Source organism: Frisingicoccus sp. (genome assembly GCF_048388605.1).
Classification (GTDB): Bacteria; Bacillota; Clostridia; order Lachnospirales; family Lachnospiraceae; genus Frisingicoccus.
On the sequence record NZ_DBGCTU010000006.1, the window covers coordinates 19474 to 41635 of the forward strand.

At 46.4% G+C, this 22162-nt stretch carries 20 protein-coding genes; 17 read left to right on the top strand and 3 right to left on the bottom strand.

The features are described 5' to 3' along the window. Window positions 1-2 precede the first annotated feature (2 nt). Window positions 3-980 (top strand): ketopantoate reductase family protein, encoded by a 978-nt coding sequence (locus tag ACMN7X_RS00915; protein WP_418745629.1) that lies wholly within the window; start codon window positions 3-5, stop codon window positions 978-980. Then, window positions 953-1624, top strand: a complete 672-nt coding sequence (locus ACMN7X_RS00920) for a trimeric intracellular cation channel family protein (protein ID WP_418745630.1) — start codon at window positions 953-955, stop codon at window positions 1622-1624. The genes ACMN7X_RS00915 and ACMN7X_RS00920 overlap by 28 nt, the downstream gene beginning before the upstream one ends. 97 nt (window positions 1625-1721) lie before the next feature. On the opposite strand, the gene ACMN7X_RS00925 is transcribed toward ACMN7X_RS00920, so the two are convergent. Next, window positions 1722-3026 (bottom strand): GntP family permease, encoded by a 1305-nt coding sequence (locus ACMN7X_RS00925; protein ID WP_418745631.1) that lies wholly within the window; start codon window positions 3024-3026, stop codon window positions 1722-1724. A 28-nt stretch (window positions 3027-3054) separates the two neighbouring features. Next, window positions 3055-4629: an acyl CoA:acetate/3-ketoacid CoA transferase gene (locus ACMN7X_RS00930; RefSeq protein ID WP_418745632.1), complete on the bottom strand. Its 1575-nt coding sequence runs from the start codon at window positions 4627-4629 to the stop codon at window positions 3055-3057. A 343-nt stretch (window positions 4630-4972) separates the two neighbouring features. Between ACMN7X_RS00930 and ACMN7X_RS00935 the strand changes: the two genes are divergently transcribed. From ACMN7X_RS00935 to ACMN7X_RS00985, 11 genes are all read left to right on the top strand, one after another. Then, complete coding sequence (locus tag ACMN7X_RS00935; protein WP_418745633.1) at window positions 4973-5851, top strand: LysR family transcriptional regulator; 879 nt, start codon at window positions 4973-4975, stop codon at window positions 5849-5851. Between the two features lie 161 nt (window positions 5852-6012). Continuing rightward, entirely contained in the window at window positions 6013-6816 is an 804-nt protein-coding gene (locus tag ACMN7X_RS00940; RefSeq protein ID WP_418745634.1) for an electron transfer flavoprotein subunit beta/FixA family protein, read from the top strand. 13 nt (window positions 6817-6829) lie between these two features. Continuing rightward, window positions 6830-7834, top strand: coding sequence for an electron transfer flavoprotein subunit alpha/FixB family protein (locus ACMN7X_RS00945; protein ID WP_418745635.1), 1005 nt, complete (start codon window positions 6830-6832; stop codon window positions 7832-7834). Window positions 7835-7955: 121 nt separating this feature from the next. Further along, complete coding sequence (locus ACMN7X_RS00950) at window positions 7956-9092, top strand: acyl-CoA dehydrogenase family protein (RefSeq protein WP_418745636.1); 1137 nt, start codon at window positions 7956-7958, stop codon at window positions 9090-9092. Between the two features lie 85 nt (window positions 9093-9177). Further along, the gene (locus ACMN7X_RS00955; RefSeq protein WP_418745637.1) at window positions 9178-9618 is read left to right on the top strand and encodes a MaoC family dehydratase; all 441 of its coding nucleotides are present in this window, start codon (window positions 9178-9180) and stop codon (window positions 9616-9618) included. Between the two features lie 263 nt (window positions 9619-9881). After that, the gene (locus ACMN7X_RS00960; RefSeq protein ID WP_418745638.1) at window positions 9882-11384 is read left to right on the top strand and encodes an LCP family protein; all 1503 of its coding nucleotides are present in this window, start codon (window positions 9882-9884) and stop codon (window positions 11382-11384) included. A 28-nt stretch (window positions 11385-11412) separates the two neighbouring features. Further along, window positions 11413-13380: a polysaccharide biosynthesis protein gene (locus tag ACMN7X_RS00965; RefSeq protein ID WP_418745639.1), complete on the top strand. Its 1968-nt coding sequence runs from the start codon at window positions 11413-11415 to the stop codon at window positions 13378-13380. Further along, a complete protein-coding gene (locus tag ACMN7X_RS00970; protein ID WP_418745640.1) occupies window positions 13380-14582 on the top strand; it encodes a DegT/DnrJ/EryC1/StrS family aminotransferase in 1203 nt (400 codons plus the stop codon). Before ACMN7X_RS00965 ends, ACMN7X_RS00970 begins: the two co-directional genes overlap by 1 nt. Further along, the gene (locus tag ACMN7X_RS00975; RefSeq protein WP_418745698.1) at window positions 14579-15259 is read left to right on the top strand and encodes a sugar transferase; all 681 of its coding nucleotides are present in this window, start codon (window positions 14579-14581) and stop codon (window positions 15257-15259) included. The genes ACMN7X_RS00970 and ACMN7X_RS00975 overlap by 4 nt, the downstream gene beginning before the upstream one ends. A gap of 17 nt (window positions 15260-15276) precedes the next feature. Continuing rightward, entirely contained in the window at window positions 15277-16005 is a 729-nt protein-coding gene (locus tag ACMN7X_RS00980; protein ID WP_418745641.1) for a 2-C-methyl-D-erythritol 4-phosphate cytidylyltransferase, read from the top strand. 78 nt (window positions 16006-16083) lie between these two features. Beyond that, the gene (locus ACMN7X_RS00985) at window positions 16084-18084 is read left to right on the top strand and encodes an LCP family protein (protein ID WP_418745642.1); all 2001 of its coding nucleotides are present in this window, start codon (window positions 16084-16086) and stop codon (window positions 18082-18084) included. Between the two features lie 155 nt (window positions 18085-18239). Here the strand turns inward: ACMN7X_RS00985 and ACMN7X_RS00990 are convergent, their stop codons facing one another. Continuing rightward, a complete protein-coding gene (locus tag ACMN7X_RS00990; RefSeq protein ID WP_418745643.1) occupies window positions 18240-19154 on the bottom strand; it encodes an Rpn family recombination-promoting nuclease/putative transposase in 915 nt (304 codons plus the stop codon). A gap of 198 nt (window positions 19155-19352) precedes the next feature. Between ACMN7X_RS00990 and ACMN7X_RS00995 the strand changes: the two genes are divergently transcribed. The 4 genes from ACMN7X_RS00995 (at window position 19353) to ACMN7X_RS01010 (ending at window position 22051) form a co-directional block, all read left to right on the top strand. Further along, on the top strand, window positions 19353-19538 hold the full coding sequence (locus tag ACMN7X_RS00995) for a helix-turn-helix domain-containing protein (protein ID WP_418745644.1): 186 nt from the start codon (window positions 19353-19355) through the stop codon (window positions 19536-19538). A 170-nt stretch (window positions 19539-19708) separates the two neighbouring features. Further along, the gene (locus ACMN7X_RS01000) at window positions 19709-20629 is read left to right on the top strand and encodes a DUF4367 domain-containing protein (RefSeq protein WP_418745645.1); all 921 of its coding nucleotides are present in this window, start codon (window positions 19709-19711) and stop codon (window positions 20627-20629) included. A gap of 2 nt (window positions 20630-20631) precedes the next feature. Further along, the gene (locus tag ACMN7X_RS01005; RefSeq protein ID WP_418745646.1) at window positions 20632-21132 is read left to right on the top strand and encodes a hypothetical protein; all 501 of its coding nucleotides are present in this window, start codon (window positions 20632-20634) and stop codon (window positions 21130-21132) included. 193 nt (window positions 21133-21325) lie between these two features. Further along, window positions 21326-22051: a ComF family protein gene (locus ACMN7X_RS01010; RefSeq protein ID WP_418745647.1), complete on the top strand. Its 726-nt coding sequence runs from the start codon at window positions 21326-21328 to the stop codon at window positions 22049-22051. Window positions 22052-22162 lie beyond the last annotated feature (111 nt).

Consider the following 22162-nt stretch of genomic DNA (forward strand, 5'->3'; position numbering starts at 1 on the left):
GTATGAAATTTCTGGTTGTTGGTGCCGGAGGCACAGGGGGATGTATCGGCGGATATCTGGCAAAGCTTGGAGAGGACGTCACATTTATTGCCCGGGGCAGGCATTTGGCGGCGATGCGTGAGAATGGCCTTCGGGTAAGATCGGCCCGGATTGGAGATTTTCAGGTAAAACCGGTGAAGGCCTGCACGATGGCGGAGTATAATGAAGTGCCGGATGTGGTTTTTATCTGTGTCAAATATTATTCGTTGGCTGAGGCTGTGGACTTTTTGAAGCCGATTGTCGGAAAGGATACGATCGTTATTCCGATTTTAAATGTGTATGGAACCGGCGAAAAGATCCAGCCGGAGCTTGAATGTACGGTCACGGATGGCTGCGTTTATATTTTTTCGATGATTGAGGAACCGGGAATTATTCATCAGCCGACGCCGATCTTTCGAATGTTTTTCGGACTGAGGGAGCCTGCGGAGGCAGCCGGAGATGTTGAGGCCGGAGAGGATTCCGGGAAATCTGACAAGGCTGCGGGACAGCTGGAAGAACGGCTGCAGGCGATTGAGCAGACGCTGAATAAGGCCGGGATCGAGGCCCATTTGACGAGGGAGATCCGCAGAGATGCGCTGCAGAAGTTCTCTTTTGTTTCGCCGATGGGGGCCGCCGGACTTTATTATGACGGCGTGGCCGCGGATTTTATGGAGGACGGAGAAAAACGGCAGATGTTTTTTAATCTGGTGCATGAAGTGGAAGCCGTCGGACAGGCTATGGGCATTACTTTTGATGTGGATCTGGCTGAAAATGCGGGGAATATTTTGGACGGACTGACGCCGGATGCAACGACATCCATGCAGAGGGATGTGGCGGCCGGAGGCAGATCCGAGGTCGATGGCCTTGTTCATGAGATGGTACGGCTTGGCGAGGCTTATCATGTGGATGTTCCGAATTATCGGCGGATCAGTGAATGGGTGAAGGAGAAAGGCATAGAGTAATGGCGTTTGGAGAAATATTTTTTGCTGCTCTGGAAGTAGCCGGAACCATTTCTTTTGCCGTCGCCGGAGCAATGGCTGCGCTGGAGAAGCGGGTGGATTTGTTTGGCGTTATTTTTCTGGGAGCAACGACGGCTTTGGCCGGAGGTATTATTCGCGATATACTGGTTGGGAAAATACCGCCCTCGGCCTTTTCAAATTATCGTTATATGGCGATTGCCGCAGCGACCGCCCTTATCGTATTTTTGATCGCCCGGATGTTCAGGGAATATTATCAGCATCATGTGGAAGTCGTCAATGCCGTGAATAATGTGTTTGACGCCGCGGGACTCGGGGCGTTTACGATCACAGGGGCTAAAGTGGCCATGAGCATGGGATATACGGAAAATGGCTTTTTTGTCGTTTTTCTGGCCATGGTGACGGGCATTGGCGGCGGCGTTCTCAGAGATTTGATGATCGGAGAGATTCCTTTTGTTCTGAGAAAACGGATTTACGCGGTAGCGTCGATACTTGGCGGAGTGGTTTATTATCAGCTTGTGTGGCGGATCGACGATATGGCGGCGGCCTTTATCGGTATCGCTGTTGTATTCGGGCTGCGTATGCTGGCGACCATTTTTAAATGGAATCTTCCAAAGGCTTATGAATAAAAATATCCTCAGTGGGAATGATACACAAAAAATATCCCCGGAGGGAATCTCAGTTTTAAGAATTGAATTCCCCCGGGGATGTTTTTGTATCAGGTTATCAGCAAATACCCAGGCTGCCCAGAATGATGGCAACGATCACGGCAAGTGTCGGAAGCGCTGTACAGGTCATAAAGATATCGATGTAAGAATCTTTATGAGTCAGACCGCAGACACTCAGCAAGGTGATAACAGCGCCGTTATGAGGCAAGGTGTCCAAACCGCCGCAGGCGATGGAAGCAACTCGGTGAAGAGCTTCCGGGCTGAGGTTCGGATCGCTCTGAGCCAGTTCCATATATTTTGGACCAAGGGCTTCCAGCGCGATCGTGATACCGCCGGATCCGGAACCGGTAGCGCCGGCCAGAAGTGAAGTGGCGATAGCTTCGGAGATCAGAGGACTTCCCTTGATACCGAAAACGAACTGTGTCAGTGTGGCAAAACCGGGAACGGCTTTAACAACAGCGCCGAAACCATTGGCGGCTGCCGTATTACCGATGGATACAAGTCCGCCGGCAGCACCGTCATTGAGACATTTCGAGAAGAGATGGAAACTCTTGTAGTTCAAAATGGCTGTCAGGATAACGGCGATCAGCAGTGATGCCACTAATTCCATCTTGAAAACATTCAATGTGATCGGAACGGAAATCAATGGAATCAGAGAAACCAGCGGATTTGGAAGCTTTGTTTCATCGAAGGTCTCCAGATTGGTAGGCTCGGTGAAATGAAGGCCCTGAGCTTTCAGCTTGCGCTCACGATATTTCATCCAGAGAACGCCGCCAACGGCCATAACAGCGCCGGCAGCCAGTGCCATGATCGGAGCAGCCATCGCGGTTGTACCGTAGTATTTTGTCGGAATGATATTCTGAATCTGAGGAGAACCAGGAATGCCGGACATGGAGAATGAAAATGCTCCCAATGCGATCGGCCCCGGGATCAGCTTGTTTGGAATATCCGCTTCACGGTATACGGCAACAGCCAGCGGATAAATTGCGAAAACAACAACAAACAGAGACACACCGCCGTAGGTCAGCGCCGCACAGGCGATAACAACCGCCAGGATAGCCTGCTTTGCGCCGATAAAACGTGTGATCAGCAGACCAACGGATTTCGCGGCGCCGGTGGCTTCCATCAATTTTCCGAAGATAGCGCCCAACATGAATGCCGGAAACCAGCTCATGGTGAAGTTGGCCATACCTGCCATGTAGTTGTCTGTCCACATTGTCAATACATTAATTGTAGGGTCTTCAATCATTCCGAAAAGCGCTACAACTGCAGCACAGATTGGAGCTACCCAGAGAATGGATTGTCCCTTAAAAGCAAGGAAGATTAAAAGAGCCAATCCTAAAACAATACCTAATAAACTCATAAATTCGCCCTCCTGTATGTACGTTTGATTATTTGACCTTGCTCAGAATTTCATCTTTGATGCCCATCGGAGCGTCAATGAATATTCTGGAATCCATTGTTTTCAGGTCCTTAGCGATAAGCGGTGTAAATTCCATCTGATCGAGAACCTGTGTCTGCAGGTCGATGCCCGGAGCAATCTCAGTGATCGTCAGGCCTTCCGGAAGAAGCTCGAGAACAGCTCTTTCGGTGATGAACTTAACGTTCATTTTATTTCTGCGGGCATAATTGCCGGAGAAAGTGATCTGCTGAACGGCCGGTACGAATTTCTTGCTCTTACCTTCCTGAACAATGATCAGTTTTCCGTCTTCGCAGGCTGTCTTCAAACCGCCGGCGGTAAATGTACCGCAGAAAATGCAGTTCTTTGTGTTCTGAGAGATATTGATAAATCCGCCGCAGCCGGTAACGCCCGGACCGAATTTGCTGACGTTGACATTACCGTCCGTGTCTGCCTGAGCCAGACCGAGGAAGGTGACATCCAGACCGCCGCCGTCATAGAAGTCAAACTGGCTGACTTCCGGAAGCTCTGCCCAACCGTTGACACCGGCGCCGAAGGAACCGCCGCCGCTTGGAATACCGCCGATCATGCCGGACTCTGTGGTAAGGATTAACTGGTCAGCCAGACCTTCTTCACCGGCAACCGCGGCAACTTTTTCAGGAATACCGACACCGAGATTGACAACAGCGTTTGGCACAAGTTCCATAGCGCAGCGTCTGCCGATCAGTGCTTTCGTGTCGAATTTCATTGGTTCAACAGCGCTGACAGGAATTTTAAAGGAACCGGTTAAAGCCGGATTCATATAATAATCTGTCGTCTGCTGATGGGTTTCTTCCGGATTTTCAGGCACAACGATAGCGTCAACGAAGATGCCCGGAACGGCAACTTTGCGGGATGGGATTGTCTCAGGGGCTACGATATTTTTCGCCTGAACGATAACCTTTCCGCCTTTGCCTTTGGCAGCCATTGCTGCGCTTAAAATATCCAACGGAAGAATTTCATCTTCAATCGTACAGTTTCCGTTGGTATCTGCGGTCGTTACACGGATGAGTGCGATGTCTACATCCGGAAGCAGATAATACAAATATTCGTCGCCTTCGATCTCAACAACCTTAACGATATCTTCGGTTGTGCGGGAATTTAATTTTCCGCCTTCAAGACGCGGGTCTACATAAGTTTCCAAACCGACATTGGTGATATAACCTTTGCGGTTCTGGCCCATGGCGCGATACATTTCAATGATGACGCCCTGCGGCAGATTGTAGGCTTCCACCTGATTGTTGGCGATCATTTCAACAGCCTTCGGGGAGAATCCGTAATGGCCGCCGATCCAGCGTTTGATCAGGCCTTCTTTCGCCCAACGTTCCTGCTGGCCGCCTTTTCTGTTTCCCTGTCCGGCGCCGAACATAACCGTCAGATTATTTGGCACGCCGGTAGCTTCGAAAGAATCTGCGACAGCCTGGATCAGAGCATCCGGTGTTGCGGAAGTAAGGAAACCACTATTGATAATAAAATCCCCCGGTTTGATCATGGCTACAGCCTGTTCCATAGTAACAACTTTGTTCATTTCAAAAACCTCCTTCGTAAAAGTTAATCCTTTAACAAACCATTGTGATTTCATTATAACTTTGGCCCTATTGGAAAGAGAAATACCAAAAATGCATGAGATTTATGCCGATGCGATATAAATAGAAATGCTGAAAAATAAGAAAAAACGAGGAAATATGCGGATAAAATGGAGATAAGATATTAAATTTTCAGACATCAAAAGACGAAGGTTTGGGAAAAAGAGGAAAAAAACTTTGATTGACAAATAAAAAACGATTCGACATACTTAAATTAAAAGTACACCATATGGGATGATATAAGGGGTTACAGGAGATGTTTTTTGACACAAAGGGGGAAAACATATGGAGTATAGGCAGTTGTATTATTTTGTGTGTATTGCCAGGGAAAAAAGTTTTTCTCAGGCGGCAGAGAAGATCCGGGTTTCCCAGTCTTCTCTGAGTCGGACGGTTCAATGTATTGAGGACGAATACAATGTTCAGCTGATCAACCGGACAACCCGGAGTTTTAAGCTGACACCGGCCGGAAGGAAGCTCATGGAGAGGGGTGAGAGAGTCGTAAAAGAATTCGAAGAGCTTCAGAAGTATTTGCAGGGATATAGTGCGAATGATGTGGGAGAAATACGGTTGGGTATTCCTTCGGTATTGAATACTGTTATGGCGCCTCTGTTTATGCCGGTTTTTAACAAACAGTATCCGGAGGTAAAACTCTATTTTACTGTGGAAGGCAGCCATTTGATACAGAAGGAGATATTGGAGGGCATGCTCGATGTGGGATTAGTCATAAGGCCGGTGGACGAGAGGCATTTTGACGTGAAAGAAATTATTGCCGACAGGCTGGCGGTTATGGTCCCGGAGAACCATCCGTTGGCCGGACGGAAAAACGTGGGTATTGAAGAACTGAAGGAAGAAAAATTTATTTTGCTGGATTCTACATATCAGCTTTTCACCAATGTGCTGGAAATGTGTCATACGGCCGGATTTGAGCCGAATATTATCCATTGCAGTCCGAGTTGGGACTATATCGCTGCACTTGTTTCGCTGGCCCAGGGAATTTCGATTCTGCCGAGGCCGATTACGCCTTATGTTGGGAAAGGCGTGGCGGCCGTGCCCCTGCGCGGGGAACTGGCGAAGTGGACTGTAGTAGCTATCACAAAAAAAGGGACAAAGGTTTCTGCCAGTGTAAAAAATTTAATAAAGCATTTGGTTAAATCCTATAAGTAACCAGGAATCGCCGCCGCTTCAGATGCAGACGGCGATTTTTGTATTTTCAGAGGAACAAATTTATGCGCTGAACAGATAAAAGGTATGCAATTTTAATATTTCTCTTTTTGAGCCGCAATGGATATACTTTAGTCAAACATTTAACAGATAGGAGGTATATCATGAAAATCTTAGTATGTGTGAAGCAGGTGCCGGATACGACCGAAATCAAGATTGACCCGGTAACCAATACCCTCATTCGGGCAGGCGTGCCGAGTATAGTGAATCCGTTTGACGCCTGTGCTTTGGAGGTGGCAGCCCGGATTAAGGATGTTACGCCGGATACGGAGATCACAGTATTGTCTATGGGACCGATGCAGGCAAAAGAAGCTTTGACCGAGTGTCTGGCTGTCGGAGCCGATAAAGCATATCTTTGCAGCGACCGGGTTTTTGGCGGTTCCGATACGCTGGCAACCAGTTACATTTTGGCCAGCACGATCGAGGCCATTGAGGAAAAGGAAGGAAAATTTGATCTGATTTTCAGCGGCAAACAGGCCATTGACGGTGATACGGGACAGGTTGGACCGGAAATTGCCGCTCATATGGGACTGGCCCAGGTAACTTATGCTTCGGAAGTCAGCGTTCATGGCGATGATATTATTGTTAAGCGGGAAAGCGACCAGGGATATGATATCATTTCTGTCCGCAAACCGGCAGTGGTTACGGTGGTTAAAACGGCTTTTGACCCAAGATTCCCAACACTTAAAAATAAGATGGCAGCAAGGAAAAAACCGATTCAGATCATTACCGCGCAGGATATCCCGAATCTCGATCTGAGCCGGTGCGGCCTGAAGGGTTCCCCGACAAAAGTAAAGAAAACCTTCACACCGGTGAGAAATAAAACCTGCGTGAAAATTGCCGGAGAGGAACCGGCGGTATCCGCAGCGAAGGTTGTCGGCATGCTGGCAGACGCAAAAGTGCTGTAAGGAGGTTAAGGTTATGCAGTTTGAAGAATATAAAAATCTTTGGGTGTTTGTAGAAACTGAGGAAAATGCCGCAAAGTCTGTTGGATATGAGCTTTTATCGCCGGGGCGTACTCTGGCCGATAAAATGGGCGGAAAACTTGTGGCTGTAGTCATCGGCGGAAACGTGAAGGATGTTGCGGAAAAAACAATTGATTATGGCGCAGATGAAGTGATCCTTGTTGAGGGTGAGGAATATTTTAACTATTCAACGGATGCTTACGGTTATGCCATGAAGACATTAGTGGATAAATATAAACCGGCAACCATTTTGATCGGCGCTACAAATAATGGCCGTGATCTCGGACCGAAGATGGCCTGTGACCTGAATACGGGCCTGACGGCGGATTGTACGATGCTGGATTATGATGAGGAAACGGGAAACATGATCTGGACCCGTCCGGCCTTCGGCGGAAATTTGATGGCCATGATCCTCTGCCCGGATAATCGTCCGCAGCTCGGAACGGTCCGGCCGGGAATCTTTAAGAAGCCGGAACCGACCACCGGAAGGATCGGAACAATGATCTGCGAAGATATTCACATTGCGCCGGAAAAGATCCGTACAAAGTTATTAGAGCGGATCAAAGAGGTTGCAGAGGCTGTAAATCTGGAAGAAGCAGAGATCATCGTGGCCGGCGGCCGCGGGGTGGGTTCTCCGGAAGGCTTTGAGATCATTCGGAAGCTGGCAGATACATTGAATGCGACAGTGGGCGCTTCCCGCGCGGTTGTAGATGCGGGATGGATACCTCACGCACATCAGGTCGGCCAGACAGGAAAGACCGTGTCACCGAAATTATATATCGCCTGCGGTATCTCCGGCGCTATTCAGCATGCGGCCGGAATCACCGGTTCCGATTGTATTGTAGCCATTAATAAAGATGAAGAAGCTCCGATCTTTGATGTGGCTGATTACGGTATTGTTGGGGATTTATTTGCCGTGATTCCTGAATTGATTAAAGAAATTCAGAAATTGAACGCTTAAACACAATACAATTTATGCTCTTAACAGATAAATCATATGCGATTTTAATATTTCTCTTTGAGAGAAATAAAAGATATAATTAATTGTGAAAAATAAAACAAGTGAGAAGGAGGATAAACACATGGGTTACAAATTTACAGAGGAACAGCTGGATATTCAGTCTATGGTTCGCGATTTTACAAAAAAAGAGGTAGAACCAAGAGGACGTGAAATGGACCAGAACGGCTGGTGCAAAGAACTTTATGAAAAGTATATTGAAACAGGCCTTCAGGCGACACCGATTCCGGAAGAGTATGGCGGCGCAGGTCTCGGCGATGTTGAATGTGCGATCATCACACATGAGTTGGCAAAAGGCGATGCAGGTTTTGCGATGGCCATGGAGATCAGCTGGGTATGTACAGATATGATTTTAAAACACGGCAGCGAAGCTCAGAAACAGAAATATTTAACCGGCGTTGCTGAAGGTAAACTTTTTGCTTTCTGTCTGACCGAGCCGGGCGCAGGTTCCGATGCGGCAGGCCTGAGAACAAAAGCTAAAAAACAGGCTGACGGCAGCTATGTGATCAACGGCAGCAAAGCATGGATCACAAACTCCGGTATTGCAGATTACTATGTAGTTATGGCAGTAACAGATCCTGAAAAAGGCGCTAACGGCATTTCCGCATTTATCGTTGATAAGGGCACACCGGGTCTCATCATCGATGCGGAAGAAGACAAACTCGGTATGAGAAGTTCCGATACACATGGTATGACCTTTGATGATATGAAACTTCCTGCAGATGCTTTGCTTGACAAAGAAGGCATGGGCTTCAAGTTCGCTATGGAAGGTCTTGACGGCGGCCGTGTAAGCTGTACGGCAATCTCCACAGGTATCGCTGAACACGCTTTGGATATCGCTAAAAACTATGCTCTGGAGAGAGTTGCATTTGGCAAACCGATCGCAAAACATCAGGCTATCGCATTTAAGATCGCAGATATGGCTATGTACATCGAAGCTATGAAATTGATGCTCTATGATGTAGCTGAAATGAAAGCCAGCGGCGTTCGCTGCTCCGTACAGGCTGCAGAAGCTAAATTATTTGCCGCATCCCATACAACGACAATCTGTCTCGATGCGATCCAGGTATTAGGCGGAAACGGCTACAGCAAGGAATACAATGTTGAGCGTCTGCTTCGTGACAACAAGCTGATGGAAATCGGTGAAGGAACAAATGAAGTACAGCGCATCGTTATCAGCGGAGCTATTCTCAGAAAATAGTTTTTAAGTTTTAAAAGGGAAATGGGATTCAACTATAGAGGGAAACGGGTTTAATAATGAAGAAGTATGAGAGGAGGAAACGAGTATGGCTGAAGAAATTAAAAGATTTACAGGCGCTGAATTGAAAGTAGGCATGACAGCCAGCAGAACAAAAACAATCACAAAAGAGGATATCGAGTATTTTGGAAAAGTATCCACGGATACAAATCCAATGCACTTTGATGAAGACTATGCGGCAACGACCCAGTTCGGAAGATGTATTGCCCATGGCGTTATCAGCCTGAGCCTTTGCGGCGCTGTTCTTGGAATGCAGCTTCCGGGCCTTGGCACCATTCATATGGGCCAGGAAGTAACTTTCATGAAACCGGTATATCCGGGGGATGTGATCACCGCGCATTGTGAAGTCATCGATATTCAGTACAAAGAAAAGAAAGACTTCTATATTGTAAAAGTAAAACAGGAGGTTACAAATCAGAAAGGTGAAGTTGTAACCGCAGGTGTTGCTACATGTATGCCGCCGAAATAAAAAGGCGTTAATTACTGCTTGCCCTAAAAATTAAATAAAAAGTATTGTAAAACTTATATAAGCCTCCCAACTTATATAATGCATGCATCTCCGGTACCGGCCGCCCTAATCCGGTATCGGGGATGTTTTTTTATTTACATAAATCCGCAAATATGTGTCAAAAGTGTGATAAATATGGTTTTGCGTTGCTTTTTGGGGACTCATGTACTATAATAAGTGGGATATAATGGATGATTTTAAAAAAAATTATACAGAGGTGAATTATGGGAAATACTAAAAACATACGGAAAAGAAAAAAGAGAAACCGGCATACCATTGGAAAAATCCTTGCGATACTGCAGATCATTTTGTCGGTTATTTTCGTTGTCGTACTTTTGATGATCAACATATTGCCGATGAAATATCTGGCGATTATTTTTGGTATTTTGATGTTTCTGGATGCCTTTGCACTCGGTTCCCAGTTTACGCGGAGTGCCCATATTATCGGCAAGGTGGACTGTGTTTTGATGCTTATTCTTTTAACCTTCGCCAATGTCTATCTGATCCGGACAAATGCGACACTGTTCAGCATTACGAGTAATGATTATAAGGTAGACCGGATTGCCTTTGCCGTATTGAGCAATGATGCGGCCCAGACGCTGCAGGATGCGGCGGGATATGAGTTCGGCGCCCAGGTGATCGGCGGAAGCGATAAGGTGGAACAGGCGATCGTGGAGGCTTCTGAGGAAGTCGGACAGAGTCTGGCTTATTATAATTATGACGACCCGTATATGATGGTTCAGGATTTGTATGATGGAAATGTTCAGGCGATTATTTATAATACGGCCTACGATTCCTCACTGACAGAGAAGTTCCCGAATTTTGCTACGGATGTGCGTGAATTGAGCAATATCGAGATTAAGACAAAAGTAGAAACCGTATCCGGCGATAAGACCGATGTCACAAAAACACCGTTTACCGTATTTATCAGCGGTATTGATACGGAGGGCAGCATTGCGACGACAAGTCGAAGCGATGTCAATATGCTTGTGACGGTAAATCCGAATACAAATCAGGTATTGATGACCTCAATTCCTAGAGATTATTATGTGCAGCTTCCGGGTATTTCCGGTGATTCGAGAGATAAGCTGACCCATGCCGGACTGTATGGACCTCAGTGCTCTATGGACACTTTATCCCAGTTGTTTGGTGTTGATGTGGATTACTATGCAAAAGTAAACTTCACCACATTGAGAGATATGGTCAATGCCCTTGGCGGTGTGGATCTGGATTCGGTTTATGAGTTTACCACCATCAGCGGTGAATATTTTGTTCAGGGCATGAACTATGGCGTGGACGGTTCTTCCGCACTGGCCTTTGCCAGAGAACGTTATAATTTGCCGAATGGTGATAATGACCGCGTTATGAATCAGCAGATCGTGCTGAAAGCGATTATTAATAAATGTCTGTCACCGGCTATTTTGACCGGTTATATGGGTATTATGGAGAGCTTGTCCGACAGCTTTGAGACATCCCTGAGTCAGCAGCAGATTTCCAGTTTGGTGCGTATGCAGTTAAATGACGGCGATAGCTGGAATATACTTTCCTCCAGAGTTGTGGGCACGGGAAATGATACGGATTATACTTGCTATTCTTCCGGTGATCAGATTCTTTATGTTATGCTTCCGGATGAAAACAGTGTAAGTACAGCCGCGGACTACATCAATCGGATTAAGAATGGTGAGACGCTTACTCAGGAGGAAATTGCCGCAGGCATGATAAATTAATTCAGGCTGCGGGGAAAGGGATTGAGCGATGGATTCCTTAAAAAAAGAAAAACAATCGTTAATTAATAAGATCTTTTTAATCATCGTAGACGCATTGAGCGTGGTCCTCTGTTCATTTCTGGGCCTGCTCATGCGTTTTGAAATGGATGTAAGTCATATACCGGGGCCCTATGTCACTGCCGTAGAGCGGATGGTCCCGGCTTTTATCGCGGCAACACTGCTTATTTTCTGGGGAGCAAAGCTTTATCATACGCTTTGGCGTTTTGCCAACTCCAGAGAACTTGTCGGAATCGTTGCCGCGGTGGCGGCTTCCACCGTTTTTACGATCATCTACAGTTATTTCACTTATAATGCGGTGCCGCGAAGCTTCTTTGCGATTTATTTTATCTGCTTGCTGGCCTGCGTCTGCATCACACGATATTCGTCGATCATTATACGAACTTTGATAGAGAGCCGAAACCATGGACGGCATGCCCGGAATACCATGATCATCGGCGCCGGAGAAGCCGGAAATATGGTTATGAAAGAGCTTGTCATGAGCAATTATCTGGATGCCCGGATCAAATGTTTTATTGATGATGACAAGCATAAGCAGAATAACTATATCCACGGAGTAAAGGTTGTCGGCGGCAGGGATAAGATTCTGGAATCCGTGGAAAAATATGATATCAATGAGATCATTATTGCCATGCCGAGTATCGGTAAAAAGACGACGAAAGAAATCGTGGATATCTGTAAGGATACGGATTGTGATTTAAAGATCTTGCCGGGCGTCTATCAGTTTGTCACCGGTGATCTGGATCTGTCCATGATCCGAAATGTTCAGATTGAGGATCTTCTCGGAAGGGAAACGGTGGATGTGGATGTCCAGTCGATCATGAGTTATGTTTCGAAAAAATGTGTGCTTGTCACTGGCGGCGGCGGTTCCATCGGAAGCGAGTTGTGCCGGCAGATCGCGGCAAATCATCCGCGTCGCCTGATCATTCTGGATATTTATGAAAACAATGCTTATGATATTCAGCAGGAATTAAAACGCCAGTATCCATATCTGGATCTGATCGTGCTGATCGGATCAGTGCGCAATACAAATCGTGTCAATTCAATTTTTGAAGAATACCGGCCGGATATCGTCTACCATGCGGCGGCCCATAAGCATGTACCGCTGATGGAGGACAGCCCCAATGAGGCAATCAAAAATAACGTATTCGGTACTTATAAGGTGGCTACGGCGGCCGACAGGTACGGGGCAAAGCGGTTTGTATTGATCTCCACGGATAAGGCGGTCAATCCGACAAATATCATGGGCGCAAGTAAACGCATGTGTGAAATGATCGTACAGTCCTTTAATAAACGTTCGGAGACAGATTTTGTCGCCGTTCGTTTCGGCAATGTGCTGGGCAGCAACGGCAGTGTTATTCCGCTGTTTAAAAAGCAGATTGAAGCCGGAGGACCGGTGACTGTCACTCATCCGGATGTGGTGCGGTATTTTATGACGATTCCGGAGGCTGTGAGCCTTGTTTTGGAGGCGGGAGCCACAGCGAAGGGCGGCGAGATTTTTGTGCTGGACATGGGTGAACAGGTTCGGATTGATGATCTGGCGCGAAATCTGATCCGGCTTTCCGGTTATACGGTCGGCGAGGATATAGAGATTGAATATACGGGCCTCAGGCCGGGAGAAAAGCTGTATGAAGAGCTTTTGATGAATGAAGAGGGGCTGCAGCAGACGGCCAATAAAATGATATATATTGGGAAACCAATCGAATTTGATGAAGATGAATTTCTTCAGAATCTGGAGAAACTTTATACCTATGCTTATGATGAGACGGACAAGATGAAGGAAATGGTATCAAAAATCGTGCCGACCTATCATATCCGCCCGGAAGATAAGAAGAGGGATGCCTTGAGATCGAGGCGGATGGTGCCGATCGGGGACTCGGAAGTCAGTCAGTATGAGCCTTTCCGCCAGAGTAAAACATTGAAAAGAGATGAGACTTGATGAACATTCCATTTTCACCGCCGGATATCGGCGAGGAAGAGATTAGAGAAGTCGTGGATACATTAAAGAGCGGATGGATCACCACCGGCCCTAAAACAAAGCTGTTTGAAAACAAGATTGCGGATTTCTGCCGGACAAGCCGGGCTGTATGTTTAAATTCAGCAACGGCCTGTATGGAGACGACCCTTCGTATTCTTGGAGTGGGTCCCGGGGATGAAGTCATTACCAGCGCCTATACCTATACGGCGACAGCCAGTGTTGTATGTCATGTTGGAGCGAAGCTTGTGCTGGTGGATACGGCGGAGGATTCCTTTCAGATGGATTATGACCGGCTGGAAGCGGCGGTAACGGAGCGGACGAAGGTGATCATCCCGGTAGAACTGGGCGGCGTAGTCTGTGATTACGACCGTCTTTTTCAGATTGTGGAAAATAAAAAACCCCTGTTTCATCCATCGAATGAAATTCAGGAGAAGATCGGGCGGGTTATATTGATGGCCGATGCCGCTCATGCTCTGGGCGCTATGCGCCGGGGAAAGATGTGCGGTGAAATCGCGGATTTTACCTGCTTTTCTTTTCATGCCGTGAAAAATCTGACAACGGCGGAGGGCGGCGCCGTGACCTGGAGAGATATTCCGGGCATTGACAATGAGGATTTATATAAAAAATATATGCTGCTGTCTCTTCACGGACAGTCAAAGGATGCATTGGCAAAAACTCAGCTTGGCGCCTGGGAATATGATATTATTGCGCCTTATTACAAATGCAATATGACCGATATCATGGCATCGATCGGGCTGGCCCAGTTAAAGCGTTACCGGGAGATATTGCAGCGCCGGCGGAATATTATTGAAACATATGACAGGGCTCTGGATGAATTGCCGGTGACCCGTCTGAAACATTTTGACGACATCAATGTATCCAGCGGTCACCTCTATCTTGTGAGGCTGACCGGAAAGGACCGGAAGTTTACGAATCGATTTATTACGGCGATGGCAGAGGAAGGCGTGGCGACAAATGTTCATTATAAACCGCTGCCCCTTTTGTCTGCCTATAAAAATATAGGTTTTGATATTAAAGATTATCCGAATGCGTTTCATATGTTTGAAAACGAATTGACATTGCCCCTTCATACATGTCTGACGGATGAACAGGCGGCTTACGTGGCAGAAACTTTTAAGAAAGTATGGACAGATTTATGTTGAGAAAATGGGAAAATTTGCCGAAACGCATGCAGAATGATGCGGTCCGGCCTTATTATGAACGATTGCAGAAAAAGAAGGTAAGTCTTTTTTTGAAGCGGTGTATGGATATCAGCCTTTCAGCACTGCTTTTGGCAGTGTTGGCACCGGTGTTTGCGGTGCTTGCTGTGGCAGTCCGGCTGGATTCGCCGGGACCGGCTTTTTTTCGCCAGATTCGGGTGACCCAGTATGGACGGCAGTTCCGGATTTTTAAATTCCGCACGATGGTAAATCATGCGGATAAGATGGGAAGTCAGGTGACGGCCGGCGGTGATGCCCGGATCACCCGTTTGGGGGCGATCATGCGGCAGTATCGGCTGGATGAACTGCCTCAGCTGATCAATATTTTGCTGGGCGATATGAGCTTTGTGGGAACACGGCCGGAGGTTGTGAAATATGTCCGGGAGTATACGGATGAAATGACGGCAACGCTGCTCCTGCCGGCGGGAGTGACCTCGGAGGTTTCCATCCGGTATAAGGATGAAGAGAAATTACTGGCTGGGGTGGATGATGTGGACGATGCCTATATTCATGTGGTTTTGCCTGAAAAAATGGAATACAATCTGCAGAGCCTTCGTGAATATAGTTTTATTCATGAAATAAAAATAATGGTGGATACGGTGATCGCCGTATTCCGGTAAAATGTGAGGCGGCAGCGATGATTTTTGGGGTGATTGTGGCCGGCGGCGTGGGCGCCCGGCTGGGTGCGGATATGCCGAAACAGTTTTTGAAGCTGGCGGACCGGCCGATTATCATGCATACTTTAAGCGCTTTTTTAAAGTGTTCTGAACTGGAGCATATTTATATGGGAATTCATCCGGAATGGGTAGAATATATGGCAGAGCTTGTTAAACAGTACGTCCCTGGGCGGGAACAGCATCGGATCCACCTGATTCCGGGCGGCGCCGAGCGCAATGAGACGATCATGAATGTGATCCGGCAGATCGAAGCGGATTTCGGAAATGAAGAAACCCATTATATTATTACTCAGGATGGCGTGCGTCCTTTTGTGACCCAGCGGCTGATCAGGGAGCACGTGGAAGCTGTTGTGCGGTATGACGCGGTGGATACGGCGATTCCGGCGGTGGACACAATTATTTTTTCGCGGGATGGAAAGTTTATAACCGATATTCCGGAAAGAAAGTATTTATATCAAAGTCAGACGCCTCAGAGCTTTCGGATGGATCTGCTGAAACGGCTTTATCTGGGCTTAACTTCGGAAGAAAAAAGTATTTTAACGGATGCCTGCAAAATATGTACTGTTCGGCAGGTGCCGGTACATATCGTGGCCGGAGAGGTCTCAAACATGAAGATCACAACGGCGGCCGACTATAAAATTGCTCAGATCATGGCCGAAAATGGGGAATTGAACACAGAAAATTTGTAAATTCCGTATGTTTTTACCATTGTCAGGCCTTTTTGTGTCATGTATAATATTTTGGAGAAATTTAGAAGGGATAGAAATATGCAGAGGAAAAGCACATTTGAGGATTTTGAAAAATTGATGGATACGGCGGCCTCTGATTCATCAGAAACCATAGAGCATACACCGGAAGAGAGTCCCTCAGAGAAAAAACGCGGGGATCTGGAGTTTGACGCCGGGATCGTTCAGCGGCGTCACAGGCCTCAGATTCCGGCAAACGGCTCAGAGCTTTTTGATGAATCGGACAGCGAGGAAGAGGATTATAACGAAGAAGTTTATGAATCGCGGAAACCGGTATATTCCCATCGCAATGCAGAGTCATTGGACGAAGCGGCAGCGGAAGAGCGCTATCGGCAGCGGGAGGCAAGACTGCGGAAAAATGCGGAAACACGACGGAAAAACCGGCATTTGGGCGGAAAGATCCTGGCTGTCCTTCAGTTCGTTTTATCCATTATATTTATGGGGCTTATTTTAAAACTGGATGTTCTGCCGACAAAATATTTCATTGCCGCCAGTGTCATTTTAATCGTGTTGGCGGTTATCTGCTTTTTGCTCCAATTTCGCAAACACGCCCACTGGGCCGGCAAGATCATATCGATTATCGTTATATTGATTATGCTCTTTGGCAGTGTCTATGTGGGAAAGACCATGTATACTCTGGGCAGTGTGACAAAGGTAAAGACCTATCAGACAGATAAAATCGTTATTGCGGTGCTTGCGGATGACCCGGCTCAGTCGCTGGCAGATGCTAAAGATTATAAATTTGCAATTATGGAGGGTAAGGACCGCGCCAAAGTCGATCTGGCGATCGATCAGATCAACAGCAATCTGGGATCGGAAATAGAAACGGTGGAATATAGTACCTATTCTGAGCAGATTGAGGCGCTGTACAGCGGAAAAGCAGACGCGATGATCTACAATAAGAGTCTGGATGAACTGATTGAAGAAAATAATCCGGGATTTTTGGAAAAAGTACGGATCATTGATAACTTTGACGTGGAGACGGAAGTCTTCATGGAGGATGTCCCGGATCTTCCGATAACGAAAGAACCGTTTATCGTGTTCCTCAGCGGTATGGACGTTTACGGCGAGTTGGAGCAGACAAGCCGAAGCGATGTCAACATTATGGCCTGCGTAAATCCGACGACAAAGCAGGTGCTGCTTGTCAGCGTGCCGCGGGATGCCTGGGTCGAGATCCCGGGAATTACCAACGGCGAAAGGGATAAGCTGACCCATGCGGGCATGTATGGAATTCAGTATTCGATTGCTTCCATGGAAGAAATTTTTGATGTGGATATCAGCTATTATGTGCAGATTAATTTTACATCGCTGATCATGATGGTCGATGCTCTCGGCGGTATTGATGTGGAATCGGAGTATGCTTTCTCCACTTATTATAAACAGTATGATGAGAAGACGGATACATGGCTGTATTATGAGTACGATAAAGGAATGAATCATCTCAATGGTACTTATGCCCTTGCCTTTGCCAGAGAACGTATGAACGCAGCCGGCGGAGATTATCAGCGGGCGAAGAATCAGCAGAAGGTTATCGCGGCTCTTCTCGAAAAAATAAAATCACCGGCATTCCTTACCGGGTATACCGGCCTTCTTTCCAGCCTGGAAGGCAAAATGAATACCAACTTCACGTCTCAGCAGTTGGCCAGCCTGGTAAAAATGCAGTTAAATGACGGGGCGGATTGGAATATTGTTTCCAGCAATGTTTACGGCGTTTCTTCCGAGGAATACTGCGCGTCCTATGCGGGTTCACCGTTGGCGGTAGAGGTTTTGGATGATGATTCGATTGAAGCCGTTCAGGAAGTGATTGAAAAACTTATGAAAGGTGAGGTTATTTCTGAACCGCGAGTGACAGATCTTCAGGAGGCCTATGAAATGTATAGTGAGAGTTCAGAGGAAGATGAGGATTATTATGTAAACCAGCATGCCAGTGATGATGAGTATGATGATTTCTATTGGGAGCATGGCGGTTATCTGGATGATGAAGATTATGAAACATTTGAATATTCGGAAGATGGTTATTAAAACCCTTGAGGAGTTATGGACGGATAGGAATTTTAACTCCTGAAAAAAAAGACCTCTTTGCAAAATTCAGTTTTATTAAAAACTTTGAGTTTTGCGAAGAGGTCTTTTTTTGAATTTCATATATAATGTCTGGCGGGCGCGTTTGCGCACCATAACTAAAGGCGGTATTTTTCTCGCTCATCTATCGGTATCTGCAGGGCGTCCATCGCCTGTTCTGCTGTCAGATTCAGGGTTTTCATTAATTTCTGTATAGATTCCAGTCGCTCCGCTTCCCTGCCGACTTTTTGGCCCTCCGTCAGACCAAAAGCATGGCCCTCTTTTAAGCCGGATTCACGGCCTTCTGAAAAACCATCGTGATGGCCTTCCTGGCGTGCCTCTTCCAGTTCTTCCCACAACCGCATATACTTTACACCTACTTCCTGACTGTCTTTCAACATTTCAATCTGGCCTGAAAGCTTCCGTACACGCTCATCCTGAATCTCCTTTTCCTGCTGTTCCGGATTTTCCACATAGTGGAGAAATTCGACAAGGCCCGGAGGCACTTCATCATCATTCTTTCCATGAGTGTTCAAGAAAATTCGGACGGCGCCGTCGTCCAGCGTCATTTCCGGGGCTTCATCGCAGGTCATGCGGAATGTATAACGATACTTGTCTTTCCCAAATAAATCAAAGGGCGCAATGAAGATCACGTAGACGTCGTTCATATTTCCAAAGTCGAATTCTCCCGGTTCCATAAGATTCACATCGATAGCTGACTGGTACAGGCGGCTGCGCCTGAGAAGGAAGCGTTTTCCCTTATTCTCCTTCTGGGCCTCTGCGTCATAGATGACTTCATTTTCACCGACGGCCAGCAGATCCATCCGCACCGCCCTGGAATCGTAATAGGGCTCCTCCGTCTTCTCAGCAATGCCAATCCGGATCGGCGGTATTTCTTTTTCTCCAAAGATGATCGAAAGGATATTCCGGCAGATTTCCGGATCGCTCATGGCCGTATCAAAAAGGAAACGGTCGAGCAGTGTCAGCTTTTTCAACGGCTTGCGTACAGGCTTTTCATTTCTTCTGTTCTTCAATACTTTTCCTCCTTCATTGTATCATGGTTTCTTTTATCTTACAATGAAAGATTAACATAATTCGTCTGAAAAACCTGTCGAAGTGAGCCGTCGAAACCGGATTATTTATCGACAAAGTGGTGCATATCAATTTTGTATTGTGGAATTCATAAAGGAGAGGTATAATAATAAAAACGCAATGCGTATCAGGAGGAAGATATGGATTCTAAAGAGAGGTTGATTCAGATCAAAGAAGCATCGGGAATGAACTGGAAAGAATTTTCGGCTTATTTTCAAATTCCATACCGGACAGTCCAGGACTGGGAACGGGGCAATCGAAAAATGCCAGAATATCTTTTAAGGTTAATGGAATATAAATTGAGAATCGAGAAAATCATCGAGTGAAATAGTTATAGAAATTTTGACTAATTTTGTGTCGAAATTTCATACTAAATGTACAAAAATGTAAAAATTACAAAAAGTGTGTCACAAAGTGGCCTCTGAGAACGGATATAGATGATGAGAGCCAATCGAGGGACACCGGTAATTTACAAAAGAAAGGAGGGCTGGTGTTGATGGCGGGAAAGGAAAAATCCGGTGATGGGCTCTCGAAATTGAACAAGAATAATGCTTCGGCTCCAAAAGAGTCGGACAATATCGTTGGCATTTCATCAGAATCTATGGCTCCGACCGGTGAAGATGGGGAACAGAAAATCATTGACACCAAATCTCCCGGAAAAAACGAATGTGAGGAAGGTGGTTGTCAGGAAGATTTTGACCTGATGCGGGAAAGCTTAGTTGTAAAGGCGGTAGACCGGTTTCTTGAAGAAAATGCAGACGAGATTTCCGATGGTGAAGAAAACCCTCGCATTTTTTCACAGGGCTATGAAGCGCGCAAAAAAAAGATGCTGCAAACGGCTTTCGATAGGAATGAGATAGAATCCATAACCAAGCCAAAACGCCGTTTCCGTATTCCTGCTGCAGCGGCTGCTGCCGTGATTTTTTTGGCAGTCGCTGTCGGCCTCGGTGCTGTTCGCGCAGACGCTATGCCCGAGCCTATCCGCATCCTTGTGATGCAGGTGCAATCCCTCTTTAGCAGCGCATCCGTGGATGAAGAGATTTTGTATGGCGAAAATCAGGCAACAGATTTCCCTGAAGAGATCAAAACTGTCTATGAGCCGTCAGTGGTGCTGGATGGGTATGAGGTCAGCGAGAGGATATTGCAAAGTAAACTTTTAAGAATATATTATGCTGATGCAGATCAAAATGAATATAGTTATCAGCAAATGACACTCGATTTCTGGGCAGGCTATGATACAGAAAATATATCTTATGAAGAAATTGCTTTGGGAGATTATGCAGGGATGATATATATTAAAAATAATCAATATCATCTTCAATGGCAGAGAGATGGATATGTATTTGAATTGGCAGGATACCAAAATACGGATATATTTAAACAGGTGGCGGCATCGGTAGAACCAGCGGAGGACTAAAGATGTTATCTAAAAAGTACGTGAAAAATATAATGTTGATGTTGGTGCTGATGTTTATGTTTGCTTTTTCAATAAATGTCCATGCGGAGGAGACGGTGGACAATAATGATTATTCGAACGAAGTGGTGCCTGGTTATGAGAAAACCTCACGGTGGAGTTACACAAATAGTGTTTATGCGGCGCTGACTCTGAGTACCAGCGGTGCGGCGACAACGAATTGTGCAGTGACTGGATATCAGGATATAACAACGAAAATCATCACCTATACTTATCTCCAGAGATTGGACGGTAATAGTTGGACGAATGTGGATTCTTCATCACATACCGCATATAAGTGGCATGCTGAGTATGAAGATCCTATGACTACCGTGTCCTGGGGGCATGATTATCGAACCCGAAACAGTGTCTATGTATATTCCGGGAATTCTTATGAGAACATTGTTTTTTACAGCAATGTGCATCATTATCATTCCACGGGTGACACTTCAAACTGTGTAGATTAAAATAAAAAAGAAGAAGCGCTGATACCGGTCGGAGTGTCGAAAAGGGAATATGCATTACAGTATTAAATAGATATTTAAAATAGCTTAAATTAAAAAAGAAAAAACCTTGTATGTAAGCTGATTTAAGTAAATAATGCTGGTGAGCGGCGCCGGAAATCTGAACCGACGCTGCCCTGAAAAGAGGGAGCATTTTATGAATGTTTTAGATCTGATCTATCCGCCACGCTGTCCTCTGTGCGGGGAGATTTTATCTTTGAGAGAGGGACCGGTTCATTCGAACTGTTATAAAAAATTATCCTGGGTGCAGGAACCGTTGTGCAAGCGCTGCGGCAAGCCATTGACGCCGGAGGCCGGAGAGACGCGGGAATTGTGCATGGATTGCCTGCGCAGCCGCCACCGGCACAGGAAGAGCTTTGACCAGGGGCGGGCCGTCTGGCTGTACAGCGGCGATATCCAGAAATCCGTACTGGATTATAAGTACAAAGGGATGAAAGGCTATACGGATTTCTATGCCGGGGCCGCCGTACAAAAATGGGGGCGTTGGATTCAAAGCAAAAATCCGCAGCTTCTCATACCTGTTCCGCTGCATGCGAGGAAAAAGCGGATTCGGGGCTTTAATCAGGCGGAATTATTGGCAAAAGCCATCGGCAGACGGATGAAAATAGAAGTTAATACGGATATACTTTACAGAAAACGGTGGACGGAGCCTCAGAAGGCAGTTTCCGGCCAGGAGCGTCGACATAATCTGTCAAAATCCATGGAGATACGACATTTGCCGGAAAATCTGCGGCGAGTGATGCTTATTGATGACATTTATACGACCGGCAGCACAATGGAGGCCTGCGCGGGAATTTTGAAGAAAAATGGTGTGGAAGAGGTGGATTTTCTGACGCTGTGCATCGGTTATGGCAGCGGATAAACCGGATTTTGCCGGATTTACAGGCTGTTTACCGGGTAAAATAGAGAAAATTTTAAAATAGAGTTGACGACCCCTGTAGATTTGTTATATAATGAATGGGCTATGGAAGCG